Origin of the sequence: Flavobacterium sp. HJSW_4 (assembly GCF_042436695.1) — a bacterium.
Taxonomy (GTDB): Bacteria; Bacteroidota; Bacteroidia; order Flavobacteriales; family Flavobacteriaceae; genus Flavobacterium.
The window spans coordinates 84,933-100,218 of sequence record NZ_JBHNPP010000006.1; the positions used below are offsets into that span (position 1 = coordinate 84,933).

The 15,286-nt window shown below is 34.0% G+C and carries 15 protein-coding genes; 8 read left to right on the forward strand and 7 right to left on the reverse strand.

The features are described from left to right. The 3 genes from ACE01P_RS07590 to ACE01P_RS07600 form a co-directional block, all read right to left on the reverse strand. Positions 1–1,923 (reverse strand): DEAD/DEAH box helicase, encoded by a 1,923-nt coding sequence (locus ACE01P_RS07590; protein ID WP_379695872.1) that lies wholly within the window; start codon positions 1,921–1,923, stop codon positions 1–3. 203 nt (positions 1,924–2,126) lie between these two features. Next, positions 2,127–2,705: a non-canonical purine NTP diphosphatase gene (locus tag ACE01P_RS07595; RefSeq protein WP_379695874.1), complete on the reverse strand. Its 579-nt coding sequence runs from the start codon at positions 2,703–2,705 to the stop codon at positions 2,127–2,129. Between the two features lie 7 nt (positions 2,706–2,712). Continuing rightward, positions 2,713–3,096: a DUF2809 domain-containing protein gene (locus tag ACE01P_RS07600; protein ID WP_379695875.1), complete on the reverse strand. Its 384-nt coding sequence runs from the start codon at positions 3,094–3,096 to the stop codon at positions 2,713–2,715. Positions 3,097–3,194: 98 nt separating this feature from the next. Here ACE01P_RS07600 and ACE01P_RS07605 point away from each other — a divergent pair, with 98 nt between their 5' ends. The 3 genes from ACE01P_RS07605 (at position 3,195) to ACE01P_RS07615 (ending at position 5,479) form a co-directional block, all read left to right on the forward strand. Continuing rightward, positions 3,195–4,373 (forward strand): glycoside hydrolase family 88 protein, encoded by a 1,179-nt coding sequence (locus tag ACE01P_RS07605; RefSeq protein WP_379695877.1) that lies wholly within the window; start codon positions 3,195–3,197, stop codon positions 4,371–4,373. Between the two features lie 6 nt (positions 4,374–4,379). Continuing rightward, on the forward strand, positions 4,380–4,784 hold the full coding sequence (locus ACE01P_RS07610; RefSeq protein ID WP_379695879.1) for a hypothetical protein: 405 nt from the start codon (positions 4,380–4,382) through the stop codon (positions 4,782–4,784). 263 nt (positions 4,785–5,047) lie between these two features. Further along, positions 5,048–5,479, forward strand: a complete 432-nt coding sequence (locus ACE01P_RS07615; protein ID WP_379695881.1) for a hypothetical protein — start codon at positions 5,048–5,050, stop codon at positions 5,477–5,479. Between the two features lie 52 nt (positions 5,480–5,531). On the opposite strand, the gene ACE01P_RS07620 is transcribed toward ACE01P_RS07615, so the two are convergent. Together ACE01P_RS07620 and ACE01P_RS07625 are read right to left on the reverse strand one after the other, a co-directional pair. Then, positions 5,532–7,046, reverse strand: coding sequence for an FMN-binding glutamate synthase family protein (locus ACE01P_RS07620; protein ID WP_379695883.1), 1,515 nt, complete (start codon positions 7,044–7,046; stop codon positions 5,532–5,534). Between the two features lie 35 nt (positions 7,047–7,081). Further along, positions 7,082–7,861: an NYN domain-containing protein gene (locus ACE01P_RS07625; RefSeq protein ID WP_379695885.1), complete on the reverse strand. Its 780-nt coding sequence runs from the start codon at positions 7,859–7,861 to the stop codon at positions 7,082–7,084. A 200-nt stretch (positions 7,862–8,061) separates the two neighbouring features. On the opposite strand from ACE01P_RS07625, the gene ACE01P_RS07630 reads away from it, so the two are divergent. From ACE01P_RS07630 to ACE01P_RS07650, 5 genes are all read left to right on the forward strand, one after another. Next, positions 8,062–8,511: an RrF2 family transcriptional regulator gene (locus ACE01P_RS07630; RefSeq protein WP_379696157.1), complete on the forward strand. Its 450-nt coding sequence runs from the start codon at positions 8,062–8,064 to the stop codon at positions 8,509–8,511. A 24-nt stretch (positions 8,512–8,535) separates the two neighbouring features. Further along, positions 8,536–9,063, forward strand: a complete 528-nt coding sequence (azu, locus tag ACE01P_RS07635; RefSeq protein WP_379695886.1) for an azurin — start codon at positions 8,536–8,538, stop codon at positions 9,061–9,063. A 99-nt stretch (positions 9,064–9,162) separates the two neighbouring features. Next, complete coding sequence (locus tag ACE01P_RS07640) at positions 9,163–11,397, forward strand: nitric-oxide reductase large subunit (RefSeq protein ID WP_379695888.1); 2,235 nt, start codon at positions 9,163–9,165, stop codon at positions 11,395–11,397. A gap of 27 nt (positions 11,398–11,424) precedes the next feature. Then, entirely contained in the window at positions 11,425–12,156 is a 732-nt protein-coding gene (gene ric, locus ACE01P_RS07645; protein WP_379695890.1) for an iron-sulfur cluster repair di-iron protein, read from the forward strand. Between the two features lie 172 nt (positions 12,157–12,328). Beyond that, positions 12,329–13,567 (forward strand): hypothetical protein, encoded by a 1,239-nt coding sequence (locus ACE01P_RS07650; RefSeq protein ID WP_379695892.1) that lies wholly within the window; start codon positions 12,329–12,331, stop codon positions 13,565–13,567. 314 nt (positions 13,568–13,881) lie between these two features. On the opposite strand, the gene ACE01P_RS07655 is transcribed toward ACE01P_RS07650, so the two are convergent. Together ACE01P_RS07655 and ACE01P_RS07660 are read right to left on the reverse strand one after the other, a co-directional pair. Next, positions 13,882–14,478 carry an SCO family protein gene (locus ACE01P_RS07655; RefSeq protein ID WP_379695894.1) on the reverse strand — a complete coding sequence of 199 codons (597 nt, stop codon included), beginning with the start codon at positions 14,476–14,478 and terminating at the stop codon, positions 13,882–13,884. Positions 14,479–14,494: 16 nt separating this feature from the next. Next, positions 14,495–15,274: a formylglycine-generating enzyme family protein gene (locus ACE01P_RS07660; RefSeq protein ID WP_379695896.1), complete on the reverse strand. Its 780-nt coding sequence runs from the start codon at positions 15,272–15,274 to the stop codon at positions 14,495–14,497. Between the last annotated feature and the right edge of the window lie 12 nt (positions 15,275–15,286).

A 15,286-nucleotide genomic window follows, 5' to 3' on the forward strand; every position in this document is an offset into this window, starting at 1 on the left:
TTAATCTCTTCTTGGTCTTCTTGGTCTTGAGCTGTCGCCGAAGTTTTCAGAACGTCTTGGAGCTCTATCAGAACCTCCATTTTCATTTCTTGGAGCAGAACTTCTAAAACCACCTTCTCTTCTTGAAGATGAATTTCTGTCGCTTCTGAAACCTCCGTCACGAGATCCGCCATCGCGTGAACCTCCGTCTCTTGAAGAATTTCTATCACCTCTGAATCCGCCTTCGCGTCTTGGAGCAAAATTTCCTTCTCTTCTGTTAGAGTCGCGTCTTCCTCCACCACGGTTGTTGTGATCACGTCTTCCTCCACCATCATTTTTAGAAATCTCAACATTAATACGACGACCTTCTAATTGAACGTTGTTTAAAACATCCATTACTTTGTCAGTAAATTGAGGGTCAGTATTAAAGAAAGAGAATCCTTCTTTTACGTCAACTTTGAAGATATCATCACGACCTAAATCTAATGTCTCTTTCAAGTAATCTTTTAATGACATCCAGTCGAAGTTGTCTCTAGAACCAATGTTTACGAAATAACGAACTGCTCCATTATTACTGAATTCTCTTGGTTCAGAATCACCTCTTTCACGTCTTTCGCCACCAGAAACAGAAATATCTCTGTTCTTTTTGTAGTAAGCGATGAAACGGTTAAATTCTACTGAAACCATTTTCTTAATCAATTCTTCTTTAGATAAATCTTCAAGAACATTGTTGATTGCTGGTAAGTAGTTGTCAATTTCGTGATCAACCTCAGTATCTTTAATTTTGTTAGCTAAGTGTAATAACTGAATTTCGCAGATTTCGATTCCAGAAGGAATAGATTTTTCTTCGAATTTTTGTTTGATGATTCTTTCGATAGAAGAAATTTTACGTAACTCACTTTTTGTAACGATTACAATAGAAGTACCTAATTTTCCAGCTCTACCTGTACGGCCAGAACGGTGGTTGTACGTTTCGATTTCGTCAGGTAATTGGTAGTTAACAACGTGCGTTACGTTATCAACGTCAATACCACGTGCAGCAACGTCAGTAGCAACAAGCATCTGAATTTGTCTTCCACGGAACGATTTCATAACTCCATCACGTTGTGCTTGAGATAAATCTCCGTGTAACGCAGCGGCGCTATATCCATCTTCAATTAACTTCTCAGCAATAGCTTGCGTGTCTCTTTTTGTACGACAGAAAACTACAGAGAAAATGTCTGGATTAGCATCAGCTAAACGTTTTAAAGCTTCGTAACGGTCACGAGCGTTAACTAAATAAAATTCGTGAGAAACTGTAGATGAACCAGAGTTTTTAGCTCCTACAGTAATTTCTAATGGTTCGCTCATGAATTGTTTTGCAATTCTAGCAACCTCTTGTGGCATAGTGGCAGAGAACAACCATGTGCTTTTTTCGTCTGGAGTATCTGATAAAATAGATACAATGTCATCATAGAATCCCATGTTTAACATTTCGTCAGCCTCATCAAGAACACAGTAATCTATGTTTTTAATGTTTACTAAACCTCTGTTAATCATGTCTTGCATTCTTCCTGGAGTTGCCACAATAATTTGTGCACCTCTCTTTATTTCTCTTGCTTGCTCTGTTATACTAGCTCCTCCGTAAACTGCTACCACATTAATACCTTTTTCGTATTTTGAGTAGTTTTTAAGTTCGTTAGTAATCTGTAAACATAACTCGCGTGTTGGCGATAAAACTAATGCTTGTGTATTTCTGTTGTCGGCATCAATTTTTTGAATTAGCGGAAAACCGAAAGCTGCCGTTTTCCCTGTCCCTGTTTGAGCCAACGCAACCATATCCGTGTCTTTTTCCAATAATAGGGGAATCGCCTTTTCCTGTACCTCTGACGGATTTTCAAATCCTAGATCTAAAATCGCCTTCAGTAACGATTCATTCAATCCTAATTGTTCAAATTTATTCATATGTGTTTTAAAATAGGGTGCAAAATTACTGTTAATTATTCAGATAAACTAATGCAATTTTAAGAATTATGTATTTGTTAAGATTTGATTATCAAAAAGTTACAGTTTTATTAAAATTATTTTTTCATAGAAATGACGAAATCAACCAAAAAATACGTCGTGAAATGTAAAATTTAGGCTCTAAATTGTTGTATTTTAAACAATTATTTTGTGGCGTTCAGAAAATCAATCAGTTGCTTAACCGCTTTTCCGCGGTGGCCTATAGTGTTTTTGGTTTCTAACGGCAGTTGTGCAAAGGTTTCATCGAAATTTTCAGGTTTAAAAATAGGATCGTAACCAAATCCGTTTGTACCTGTTTTTACAGGTGTAATTTCTCCTTTTGCAATTCCGGTAAATAAATATTGTTTTCCTTCAAGGTTTAAAGTGATGACGGTCTTAAACTGAGCGCTTCGATCTTCTTTATTTTCTAAAGCATTTAAAAGTTTGTTCATGTTGTCATCTGCATTTTTTTGTTCTCCTGCATATCGTGCAGAATAAACGCCAGGTTCTCCGTTTAAAGCATTTACTTCTAAACCTGTATCGTCAGCAAAACAGTCATAACCGTATTTTTGAGTTACATAATCGGCTTTTAAAATAGCGTTTCCTTCAATTGTATCAGCGGTTTCTGGAATGTCTTCCAAGCAATTAATATCTTCCAAACTTAAAATTTTAATATTTTCAGGAAGCATACTTTGAATTTCTGCGATTTTATTTTTGTTGTTTGATGCGAAAACGAGATTCATGATTGTACTATTTTAAAAATGATTTTTCAGTAATAAAGGCAATTGTAATTCCGAATGTGTAAGCAAGAATGTCAGACCATAAAAATCCTTGACCCAAAACATATCTTCCGAAAAGTGTTTTCCTAAGTTCAACCATCCATTCGCCTTGATAAAGCTGTAAAAACTCAATACAATAACAAATAAAAAGAGAAAGTAGTATAATAAAGACAAACTTTTTTGCTGGAAAAAAGATTCTAACTAAAAAGTAAATCATTACTGCGTAAAGAAAATCGCCAATCCATAAAGGGATAAAAGGGATTTTCCTTGAAAGTATTCCGAAGAAAATAATGCTGAGAAAAACTAAGAAATAGTAGATTCTTGCTTTGTTCAAAATAGGTTTTTGCTGTAACAATTGTACATTTTTAGTCCAACAAAAATACAAAGATTCGAATACATTTGGTTTATTTTATAAATTTATCAGTTCAATTAACTATCTATCAAAATAACCACATGAAGGCAAAATTTTTTACCCTGATTGCAGCTTTGTTTCTTTTAGGAAATCAAAGTTATTCTCAAAAAGACAATTCGTTTAATATTAAAAAGCAATTGGAATATTGCGCAGAACAAGCTTCAAAAACGTTACAAGTAATTCCGAATGACGGAACTTCTCCAAGAACAGTTCCGAACGGAAGCAAAGAATGGAAATTTGTTGGTTACAAAGATTGGACAAGCGGATTCTGGCCTGGAGAATTATGGTTTTTGTATGAAGCTACGAAAGATAAAAAATGGGAAAAAGAAGCCGATAAATTCAGTCGTTTTTTAACACCTTTATCTGTTAGCAAAGCAGGAGATCACGATTTAGGATTTCAGGTTTTCAATAGTTTTGGAAACGGATATCGTTTAACAAAAAATCCAGAATACAAAGAAATCATTTTAAAAACCGCAGATACGCTTGCAACACTTTTTAATCCGAAAGTAGGAACAATCCAATCTTGGCCTCATAATAAAATGGGCGGTCACAATACGATTATTGATAATATGATGAATTTGGAGCTTTTGTTTTGGGCTTCAAAAAATGGAGGAAATAAAAAACTATACGATATTGCTGTAAAACATGCCGAAACTACAATGGCAAATCATTTTAGACCAGATAATACTTCGTATCATGTAATCATTTACGATTTTGAAACAGGAAAAAAGATAAAGGGAAGAACGGCGCAAGGATATAGTGATGACAGTATGTGGGCGCGCGGTCAGGCATGGGCTATTTATGGATTCACAATGACATATAGAGAGACAAAAGATACTAAATTTTTAGATTTTGCTCATAAATTAGCTCGTGTTTATTTGGATAAATTGACGACAGAAGATTTAGTTCCGTATTGGGATTTTAATGCTCCAAATATTCCGAATGAACCAAGAGATGCTTCTGCGGCGGCGATTGTTTCTTCTGCACTTTTAGAATTAAGTTCTTATACGAAAGACAAGAATTTAAAAGCTGAATATTTGACAAAAGCCAAAAAGATGATTGTTTCACTTTCAGATCATTATCAAAGCCATGATGTAAATTCAGCATTTTTATTGCATTCAACAGGACATAAACCTGCAGGAAGTGAGATCGATTGTTCTATAAATTACGCAGATTATTACTACCTTGAAGCACTTTTAAGACTTCAGAAACTAAAATAAAAGAGTATGCTAAAGAAAATAAGCCAAATTGCCTTTGCAATAATGATGGTATTAATGCTTGCGAGCTGTAAAAATACCAAACAAAAACTTCAAGAATATGTGGTTACGTACAACAAAACCATTGCGCCAAGCTTTAAATCTAAAAATGTAACGCTTACAACGGCAAGAGGTTATATTAATGACAATAAAATAGAATTGCGTTTTGAAACTAATTTAAAACAAAACGATGGCAATAAAGCGACTACTTCTGTAGCATTTGCAAGAATGAGACAATCTATGATTAAAAAAGGAGAGATTCCAACAGAATTAATAGAAGAAGGAGTAGAATTTCATCTTTATTATTTAGCTGATGATAATACTGTTTTAAATAAAGAAGTGCTCACAAAGGAATCGCTTCAGTATTTAAAATAATCAATTAAATTTTTATAATATTACACGATTAAATTCTTACATATTAAAAGTCTCTTTAAAATTTGTTTAAAGAGACTTTTTTATGTTTAAGGCTAAAATTAAGTTTGGAAGAAACGTTTTTATTCTTACAAATATTCCTTTTTTAAGAAGATAATCTGTTTGTTTTCAAAGAATTACTTATGCGCTTTTTGTAGTTGAATGTTGTTTTTATGTTGTTAATTAATTATGTTTGAGTTAAAAAATAACTATTAAACCAAAAAATTATGAAAAAAATTACCCAAATCGCATTTGCTTTAGCTTTTGCATTATTTTTAGTAAGCTGCAAAAATACCAAGCAGAAAATTCAGGAACATGTAAGTAATTATAACAATTCAGTTTCTATAAAAGGAAGCGGTATTACAAGCACGTCGGCAAAAGCTTTTTTAAATGATAATAAAATCGAAATTAGGATTGAAACCAATTTAGAAGAAAACGATGCAAACAAATTAGCCTACAAAGAATCTTTTCCAGATTTATTGAAAGAGATGATCAAGAAAGATCAAATTTCTTCTTCTCTTATTGCTGAAGGAGTAAAGTTCGATGTATATTTCTTAGCTTATAATAATGCTATTTTAGCCCAAGAATTAGTTGATCAAGAAGAATTAGCAGTTTTAGAAGGAGAGGCGAGCGCAGGTAAAGAAACGGCAAAATTATAATCGAATTAAAGTATAGATAAAAAAAATCCTCTTCATCTGAAGAGGATTTTTTTTATGAAAACTGAGTAACGTTTTTCAAATTATCTGGGAAATATTGATCAGATAAATTGGCAAATTCGTCACCACGCATAAAAATATTGATATCGACATCAGCAAAACTGCTTTTTCCTGCGGCTGCCAAAAGTTCATTTGCAGCATGAAGTGTGTTTTTATGGAAGTGATAAACTCTTTCAGACTTATCTGTAACTACCAATCCTTTCATCAGCATTTTGTTTTGTGTAGCAACTCCAGTCGGACATTCGTTATTATGGCAGCGTAAAGCCTGAATACAACCTAAAGAAAACATAAATCCTCTCGCACTGTTGCACATATCTGCACCCAATGCAATTGCGTGCAAGATAGAATAACCAGAAATGATTTTTCCGCTTCCAATGATACGCATTTTATCGCGAATGCCTAAACGAACCAAAGTTTGATTAACGAAAATTAAAGCTGGCTCAAACGGCATTCCGACACCATCAGCAAATTCTAGCGGAGCAGCTCCAGTTCCTCCTTCAGCACCATCAACGGTAATGAAATCTGGATAAGTATCCTCATTAATCATTTCCTGACAGATATTTTCAAATTCAGCTGTGTTTCCAATACACAATTTAAATCCGATTGGTTTTCCGTTAGATAAATCGCGTAATTGTTTTATGAAATGGATTAATCCTTTTGCATCAGAAAAAGCATGATGTCCAGGAGGAGAAAGAATCATAGTATGCGGTACGACACCTCTAATTTTAGCAATCTGTTCTGTGTTTTTCTTTGCCGGAAGAACACCTCCATGACCAGGTTTTGCACCTTGAGAAAGTTTAATCTCAATCATTTTTACGTTCGGAAGATTGGCTTTTTCTTTGAAGTTTTCTGGACTGAAATTCCCTTCTGCATCACGGCATCCAAAATATCCCGTTCCAATTTGCCACGTAATATCTCCGCCGCCAGCAAGATGATATTCTGTCAGACCACCTTCTCCTGTATTTTGGTAGAAATTCCCTTTTTGGGCTCCAATGTTAATCGCACGAACGGCATTTTCGCTAAGAGAACCAAAACTCATTGCCGAAACATTAAATAAAGAAGCAGAATAAGGTTGTTTGCAATCTTTTCCTCCCACTAAAACGCGAGGCAATTCTTCGTTTACTTTTGCAGGAAAAATAGAATGTTTGATTCCTTCGTAACTTTCTGTATTTAAGTTTAGTTGTGTTCCGAATGGAGTGCTAGAATCAATATTTTTAGCTCTTTGATACACTAAAGAACGCTGGTTTCTAGAAAAAGGTTTTCCATCTGTAGATCTTTCAATAAAATATTGTTGGATTTCTGGAGCAATCATTTCAAACAAATATCTGAAATAACCCAAAACAGGGAAGTTACGTAGAATAGCGTGTTTTTGTTGAATAGCATTATAAATTCCAACTACTAATAATATAGGTAGAATTATAACTAATAAAAATCCGCGCTCGGTGTAATAATAAATTGTGGCAACAAGTAGAAACAATAAGAATCCGTATATGAAGAATTTTTTTCTCATGTTTTTTAAAATTAAATAGGTAATAAATGCAATAATTAGTTGAATCTTAAACGTACATAAACGTGTTTGATTCCTTTTTTGTCCGATTCTCTTTCGTCAATTTCCAAAATATCAGTTAACGATTTAAGCATCGGAGTCAGTTTAGAATAACCATAATTTCGAGGGTCAAATTCGGGTTTTTTCTTCACAATCAAATTCCCGACATCTCCCAAGAATGCCCATCCATCATCATCTTCAATATCTTCGATTGTAGCTTCAATCAGTTCAATAGTTTGTTTGTCAACTTTATGAAGTGCTTTTTCAGCTGGTTTTTCAATTGGTTTTTTGGTGTCGGCAGCAACTGTTTTTGGTTTTTTCTTTTGCGTTGCTCCATCCAAAACTTCAATATAAATAAATCGGTCGCAGGCAACGATAAAAGAATTTGGGGTTTTCTTTTCTCCAATTCCAATCACTTTCATGCCCGATTCGCGAAGTCTTACAGCAAGTCTGGTAAAATCGCTGTCGCTAGAAACAATACAGAATCCGTCTAATTTTCCAGAATAAAGCAAATCCATTGCATCGATAATCAAAGCCGAATCTGACGAATTTTTTCCAACCGTATAACTATATTGCTGAATAGGAGTGATGGCATGTTCCAATAAAACGCCTTTCCAACCATTGGCATTTGGTTTTGTCCAGTCGGCATAAATCCTTTTCGTAGTTGGGGTTCCCAGTTTGGCAATTTCTTCCATCATGCCTTTTACATTGCTGTAGGGCACGTTGTCAGCATCAATAAGAACAGCCAGTTTTAAATCTTTTGAATTGCTTAAAGGCATTATTTTAATATTTGAAATTAAATACTCTCAAAGTTAAAATTAAAATTGGTTTTTATGAGAATCTAATGCTGAATAAGTGTTTTTGCTGACACTAATTAGTTTCATTATAAATAATGTTAGATGTAGTGAAAATTAATTAAAGATAAATTTGTCTTTTATATAAAACCTATTTATCTTTGTATAGAATTAATAAAGGATCTATGTTTTCAAAAGCGTGTGAATACGGAATAAGAGCTTCAATATTTATTGCGACCAAATCTTCTAAAGGAATTAGAGTCGGAATAAAAGATGTTGCGAAAGAAATTGATTCGCCAGAGCCATTTACAGCCAAGATTATGCAGATTTTAACCAAAAACGGAATCATTCATTCGGCAAAAGGAGTAGGAGGTGGTTTTGAAGTTTCTCCAGAAGCATCCAAATCCATAAAATTGATTCAGATTGTCGATGCGATTGACGGAAACAAAATTTACAGCGGTTGCGGAATCGGATTAAAAGAATGTTCAGAAGCGCACCCTTGTCCCGTTCATCACGAGTTTAAGAAAATACGAGGTCTGCTTTTAGAAATGCTTGTTAAAACTACCTTAGAGCAGCTTGCTTCAGACGTAAAATCGGGCGATTTCTTTTTAAAAACATTAAACACAAACGATTAAAATAAATAATAAATTATCTTAAAAATGAATACAAAAACCAAAATTTCAGTATTAATCCTAATGGGATTTTTAGCAGTTACTTCTTGCGGTAAAAAAGAAACAGCTCCAGCAGATCAAACAGAAGCAACTGAAACATCTACTGAAGGAGAACCAGCGCCAACAGCTGTACCGACTGAAGAAAATGTATTAGTTATTGAAGGAAATGACCAAATGCAGTTTAGTGCAAATGAGCTGAAAGCTGTTGCAGGAAAACCAATCAAATTGACTTTGAAACACGTTGGTAAAATTCCAAAAGAAGCAATGGGACACAACTTAGTGATTTTACAAGAAGGAACAGACCAAGCAGCTTTTGCTTTAAAAGCAAATGACGCAAAAGCAACTGATTATATTCCGGAATCTGAAAAAGCTTCAATTATAGCACACACTAAATTAATTGGTGGCGGAGAAGAAGATACAATCGAGTTTACAATTGATAAAAAAGGATCTTATCCATTTATTTGCTCTTTCCCTGGTCACGTTGCCATGATGAAAGGTGTATTAATTGTTGAGTAAATAATTTAAAGCTCCAAATGCTGTAATAAGATTTGGAGTTTTTTTAAAAACTAATAAAGGATAAAATTATCTTTTATTGATAAATTTCCCCCAAGAGAAATGAAAAGAGAAAAAAAATTATGGATAGTTTTTGCATTGGTGATGAGTATATCATTTGCAGTGCTTGGTTATTATGGTTACGAGATCTATCAGCAGGCACCACCAGTTCCGAAAGAGATTGTAACCGATTCTGGAAAAGTTGTTTTTAGCGAAAGCGAAATAAAAGACGGACAAAACATCTGGCAAAGTATAGGAGGCCAGGAAGTAGGATCTATCTGGGGACACGGCGCCTATGTGGCCCCAGACTGGACCGCAGATTGGTTGCACAGAGAGGCAGTTTTTATACTGGATATTTATGCCCAAAAAGATTTTAATAAAAAATATGAAGAATTAGATGCTGAGAAACAATCTGCATTGAAGATTCGTTTGCAAAACGACGTTAGAACCAATCGGTACGATGCAGATAATGGAGTTCTTACCATTTCTGAAAACCGTTTGGCGGCGATTGAACATTTAAGTGAATATTATAAAGGTCTTTTTACGAATGATCCGAAATTTGATAAACTGAGAGAAGAATATGCCATTCCGAAAAACTCTATTACAGATGTTGAAAGAATGCATAAAATGAATGCCTTTTTCTTCTGGGCGACTTGGGCGACAGTAACCAATCGTCCTGATGGAGATATTTCATACACACACAACTGGCCGTCTGATGAATTGGTTGGAAATGTGGCCACAACAGAACTTTTAGCTTGGTCTGGAGTAAGTATTATTTTATTGATTTTAAGTGTCGGAATCTTAGTTTTCTATCATGCAAAATCGGGTGAAGAAGAAGAGTTTCCGCTTCCAAAAGAAGATCCAATTATCAAGCAAGGGAAAACAAAATCTATGGGATTGGTGACCAAATATTTCTGGATTGTGAGTTTGCTGATGGTTTTACAAATGGTTTTCGGAATCATCACAGCGCATTATGGAGTAGAAGGAAATGGTTTGTATGGAATTCCAATTGATAAAATTCTGCCTTATGCCGTAACACGTACATGGCACACACAATTAGCAATTTTCTGGATTGCAACGGCTTGGCTGGCAACAGGATTGTATATTGCTCCAGCGGTTTCTGGTAAAGATCCGAAATTTCAATGTTTTGGTATCAACTTCTTATTTGTTGCGCTTTTGATTATCGTTTTAGGATCAATGGTTGGACAATGGTTTGGAGTAATGCAAAAACTGAATTTAGTTCAAAACTTCTGGTTTGGACATCAAGGTTACGAATATGTTGATTTAGGCCGTTTCTGGCAGATTTTCCTTTTAGTGGGATTGTTTTTATGGTTGGCTTTAATGATTCGTCCGTTGCTTCCAGTTTTAAAGAAAAAAACAGAAGAGAAAAACCTAATCATTTTGTTCTTAGTTTCTTGCAGCGCGATTGCAATGTTTTACGGAGCAGGATTAATGTGGGGAAGACAAACCAACTTAGCAATCGCCGAATATTGGAGATGGTGGGTAGTGCACCTTTGGGTTGAAGGTTTCTTCGAAGTATTTGCAACGGTTGTAATTGCGTTTTTGTTTGTTCGTTTAGGATTATTAAAAACGAAAACAGCGACTTTAAATGTGCTTTTTGCTACAATTATATTCATGGCTGGAGGTATTTTAGGAACATTCCACCACTTGTATTTCTCTGGAACGCCGACAGCAATTATGGCTTTGGGAGCAACGTTCAGTGCATTAGAAGTTGTGCCTTTAACTTTAATCGGATTTGAAGCGTACCAAAACTATAAAATCTCAAAATCAACGCAATGGATTGCCGATTACAAATGGCCGATTTATTTCATGATTTCTGTAGCTTTTTGGAATTTCCTAGGAGCCGGAATCTTCGGATTCATCATTAATCCACCAATCGCACTTTATTATGTACAAGGTTTAAATACAACACCTTTACACGGACACACAGCTTTATTTGGAGTTTACGGAATGTTAGGAATTGGGTTGGTATTATTTGTATTAAGAAGTTTATACCGAAATGTAAGTTGGAATAACAAATTGCTAAAAATTACTTTCTGGTCTTTAAATATTGGTTTATTCCTAATGGCAATTTTAAGCTTGCTTCCAATTGGGGTTTGGCAAGCGATTGAAAGCATCAATCACGGAATGTGGTACGCTCGTTCATCAGAATTAATGCAACAGCCAACGATGATTACTTTAAAATGGCTTCGTGCAATCGGAGATTCAATTTTTGGAATCGGATTTATAACAATGGCTTGGTTTGTATTTGAACTGACATTAAAAAACAAAAAATAAAACACACAAAATATAAAATAGATTATCATGGAAAATTTAAAAAACAAAACAATCGGATCGTTTGTAGCTGAGGATTTTAGAACAGCTGCCGTATTCTCAAAATATAGAATTGATTTTTGCTGCAAAGGAAACCGAACAGTGACTGAAGTTTGCGAAAAACAAAATATCGATGCCGATATCTTATTAGAAAATGTGCTTCAGGTTGTACAATCAGAAAATGGCGGAAGCATTGATTTTAATTCATGGCCTTTAGATTTATTGGCAGATTATATTGAAAAAACGCATCACCGTTATGTAGAAGAGAAAACAAATGTTTTGCTTCCGTTTTTGGATAAATTATGCAAAGTGCATGGAGCAAATCACCCCGAATTATTTAAAATAAACGAATTGTTTATTGGTTGCGCAGGCGAATTGTCTCAACACATGAAAAAAGAAGAATTGGTTCTATTCCCATTTGTAAAAAGAATGGTAAAAACGAAAGAATCTGATGGAATTCTATCTCAACCTTCTTTTGGAACCGTTTCAAATCCGATTGCGATGATGATGCATGAACATGATAATGAAGGCGAACGTTTTAGAGAAATCGCTGCTTTAACCAATAATTACACTCCGCCAGCAGATGCTTGTACAACGTACAGAGTAACTTTTGCGATGCTGAAAGAGTTTGAAGCAGATTTACACAAACACATTCATTTGGAAAACAATATATTATTTCCAAAAGCTGTGATTTTAGAAAAAGACTTTGTTGAAGTAGAATAAAGGTTAATTTTAATAGTGGAAAAAGCACCGATAAAATATCTAAACATGATAATTATCGGTGTTTTTTATATGATTCAAATTTTAAAACCATATAAGTTATATAAGTTCATTTCAGCAAAACTTATAATTTCTTATATGCTTATATGGTTTAATTTTTCTATATCTTTAATATATGAATTCTCAAAAAAGCTGGATACTTTGCTGTTTTTTTAATTTTCTGATTGCCTGTGTTTTCGGATTGTTAATGCGTTTTATGTATCTCTTTCCTTTAGATTTTCTAAACTACAGTTTTCTGCTTCACGCGCATTCGCACGTGGCGATATTGGGCTGGGTTTATATGATCGTTTTTGTTTTGGTTGTTCATTTTTTTATTCCAAAAGAGAAAAGCCAGAAACCTATTTACAACCGTTTATTTTGGTTGACAGAGTTTTCGGTAATCGGAATGATTATTGCTTTCCCAATTCAGGGATATGCTTTGTTTTCGATTGTTTTCTCAACGATGCATATTTTGTTGAGTTATATTTTTTGCCGTTTGGTCTGGAAAGATTGTTCCAAAGATAAATCGCCGTCGCAAAGACTTTTATTGGTTTCGATTCTGTTTATGATTTTATCGACTTTCGGAGTTTGGTGTCTTGGGCCAGCCGTAAGCACTTTAGGAAAACAAAGCGCTTTCTATCAAATTGCGATTCAGTTTTTTCTTCATTTTCAATTTAATGGATGGTTTATCTTGGCGATTTTGGCTTTGTTTTTGAAACAATTTCAAGATAAAATTGATGAAGTAAAGTTTAAGAAGTTTTACTTTTTGATGATTGTCTCTACAGTACTGACAGTCTGTTTTCCAGTTCGCTGGTTTATCGAAAAAGATATTTTAAGCTATATTAATGCTTTGGGAGTTTTGTTTCAATTGGGCGCTTTTATTTATTTCTATAAAATGCTAAAGCCTCAAATTCATCATTTCAAAAGCACTTTAGATAAAACGACTAAAATAGTTTACAGTTTGGCTTTGTGTTCTTTATTTTTGAAAGTCGGAATTCAATTGCTGACCATTTTTCCAAATTTAGCTGAAGTTTCACATCAAATCAGAAATTTTGTAATCGGATTTATTCATTTAACGACTTTAGGAATCATAACCGGATTTTTGTTTGGAATTATACTTCAAAATAAAATGCTTTCTGCCAATTCTTCAACATTAAAAATAGGAGTGAAGTGTTTTATTTCAGGATATATTTTGACTGAAGTTTTGTTATTTCTTCAAGGCTGGTTTTTCTTTTTTGGAGAAGGAAGCATTCCAGGCTATTTTCAAAGCATTTTGATTTTTAGTATTCTTTTGGTTTTGGGATTGATTTTAATTATGTTATCAATGATAAAATTAAAGTTTGATGATTTAGAAAATAAATTAATGATTAAGTAAAAAGTCCCAGAGGGACGACATATTTATAGAAAAATAAGATAAGTAGAAACAAAGCTCCAGCGGAGCGAAATATTTATAGAAAATGTTTTAATAAAGAGTAAAGAGCCCAGCGGGGTGAAATATTTATCGATTTATGATGTTTTTTAATATGTCGCTCCGCTGGAGCTTTAAAACTCGACGTATAATGTTATCTATGAATATTTCGCTTCTCCGAAGCTTTACAATGTTTCTTTTTAACTTATTATAAATATAAAAAAACAAGAGTCGATCATAAATCTGCTCTTGTTTCTTACTAATTAACCTATTTAAAATATCTATATTTTCCCTGCTTCCATATTTATTGTTTCAATTGTTTTATCATTATTTACGCCTAAACCTTCCTGTTGAAAAACCAATTCGCCTTCAGGATTGAAAACACTGATAATATTCGAATGCGAAAAATCTATCGGAGAGATTTTTTTATAATTTACCGCTAAAACCGCTGCAAATTCGCGAGTGTTTTCTTCTGTTGAACGAAGGAAAATCCACGGATCTTGATTCATTTTATTTTCAATAGCGAATGATTTTAATCTTTCAGGCGTATCTGTATTTGGATCTATGCTTACCAAAATCAATTTTACGTGCTGTTTGGTTTGTTTCTCCAATTTTGATTCAATATCTCGCATATCAGCAACCAATCTTGGGCAAGCCGATTTGCAACTGGTGTAAATCATAACCATTACCAAAACATTTCCCCTAAGCGATTTCAATTCAATGTCTTTGCCATCTTGCGTTGTCCATTTTGAAGGAAGATTATAAATTGATAAATCGCTGATTTCCTTTTTTGTTTCTGCTTTGACTTCTTTTTTATCTGCTTCTTTACAGCTGTAAAATGAGAATAAGAGAAGAAAAGCAATCGCTATTTTTTTCATTGTAAACTAATTTAAATTAGATTTTTGGTTTTGTTGTGTTGGCGCATCTAAATCCAAGATTTCTTGTAGAATATTGTGCTTTTAAGCTTCCGCGAAAAGCGTAACGCATAAAAGCAGCATAATCCATTAGATCAGATGCATTTACTGATCCGCTTCCGCAGAAGAGATTTTTATCAGTGCTTTTGTCTTTTCTAGATTCTCCAGATAAAAAAATGCTGTTAAAGTCAGAAGTCCATTCCCAAACCAAACCGTGCATGTCGTAAACTCCCCAATAATTTTTGAAAGTTTTTCCAATTTCATTTTCGTACGTTTTCGATTTCTCGTACCAAGACAAAATATATTCATTGAATTCTTTCTTGGTTCTAGCGTCAATTTTTTTGGTATCTGCCATTGCTACATATTCCCATTCATCCATTGTGGCTAACCGTTTTCCTTCGCATTCGCAATATTTTTTTGCTGCAAACCAAGAAACGCTTGTAACTGGCGAATTGGGTTTTGCATTTCCAAAATCAAAATCAGTTGGCCAATATGACAAATAGCTTTTATCAGCGAAAATTCCCTTAATTTTTGATTTTTGATAAGAAGGATTTTTTTTGACAAATTCTAAAAATTCACGATTTGTAACGGGGTAAATGTCAATGTAAAAAGATTTTACTTCAACAGGTTTTTTAGAAACGGCTCCATAAAGAGGGACAAAAGATCCCTCTTTTATGAAAACCATTCCTTTTTCCTGAGCTTTCATGACACTAACCGCAGAGAAAAAGAGAATTGTAAGTATGAAAATGTATTTTTTCATGCTAGAAGTTTT

What these genes read in the sequence shown, in the direction of transcription:
- ACE01P_RS07625 (WP_379695885.1), bottom strand. Translation starts at nt 7,861, where the DNA reads ATGCCTTTAAGCAATTCAAAAGATTTAAAACTGGCTGTTCTTATTGAT.
- ACE01P_RS07620 (WP_379695883.1), bottom strand. Translation starts at nt 7,046, where the DNA reads ATGAGAAAAAAATTCTTCATATACGGATTCTTATTGTTTCTACTTGTT.
- ACE01P_RS07655 (WP_379695894.1), bottom strand. Translation starts at nt 14,478, where the DNA reads ATGAAAAAAATAGCGATTGCTTTTCTTCTCTTATTCTCATTTTACAGC.
- ric (WP_379695890.1), top strand. Translation starts at nt 11,425, where the DNA reads ATGGAAAATTTAAAAAACAAAACAATCGGATCGTTTGTAGCTGAGGAT.
- azu (WP_379695886.1), top strand. Translation starts at nt 8,536, where the DNA reads ATGAATACAAAAACCAAAATTTCAGTATTAATCCTAATGGGATTTTTA.
- ACE01P_RS07595 (WP_379695874.1), bottom strand. Translation starts at nt 2,705, where the DNA reads ATGAATCTCGTTTTCGCATCAAACAACAAAAATAAAATCGCAGAAATT.
- ACE01P_RS07660 (WP_379695896.1), bottom strand. Translation starts at nt 15,274, where the DNA reads ATGAAAAAATACATTTTCATACTTACAATTCTCTTTTTCTCTGCGGTT.
- ACE01P_RS07615 (WP_379695881.1), top strand. Translation starts at nt 5,048, where the DNA reads ATGAAAAAAATTACCCAAATCGCATTTGCTTTAGCTTTTGCATTATTT.
- ACE01P_RS07640 (WP_379695888.1), top strand. Translation starts at nt 9,163, where the DNA reads ATGAAAAGAGAAAAAAAATTATGGATAGTTTTTGCATTGGTGATGAGT.
- ACE01P_RS07605 (WP_379695877.1), top strand. Translation starts at nt 3,195, where the DNA reads ATGAAGGCAAAATTTTTTACCCTGATTGCAGCTTTGTTTCTTTTAGGA.
- ACE01P_RS07630 (WP_379696157.1), top strand. Translation starts at nt 8,062, where the DNA reads ATGTTTTCAAAAGCGTGTGAATACGGAATAAGAGCTTCAATATTTATT.
- ACE01P_RS07590 (WP_379695872.1), bottom strand. Translation starts at nt 1,923, where the DNA reads ATGAATAAATTTGAACAATTAGGATTGAATGAATCGTTACTGAAGGCG.
- ACE01P_RS07610 (WP_379695879.1), top strand. Translation starts at nt 4,380, where the DNA reads ATGCTAAAGAAAATAAGCCAAATTGCCTTTGCAATAATGATGGTATTA.
- ACE01P_RS07650 (WP_379695892.1), top strand. Translation starts at nt 12,329, where the DNA reads ATGAATTCTCAAAAAAGCTGGATACTTTGCTGTTTTTTTAATTTTCTG.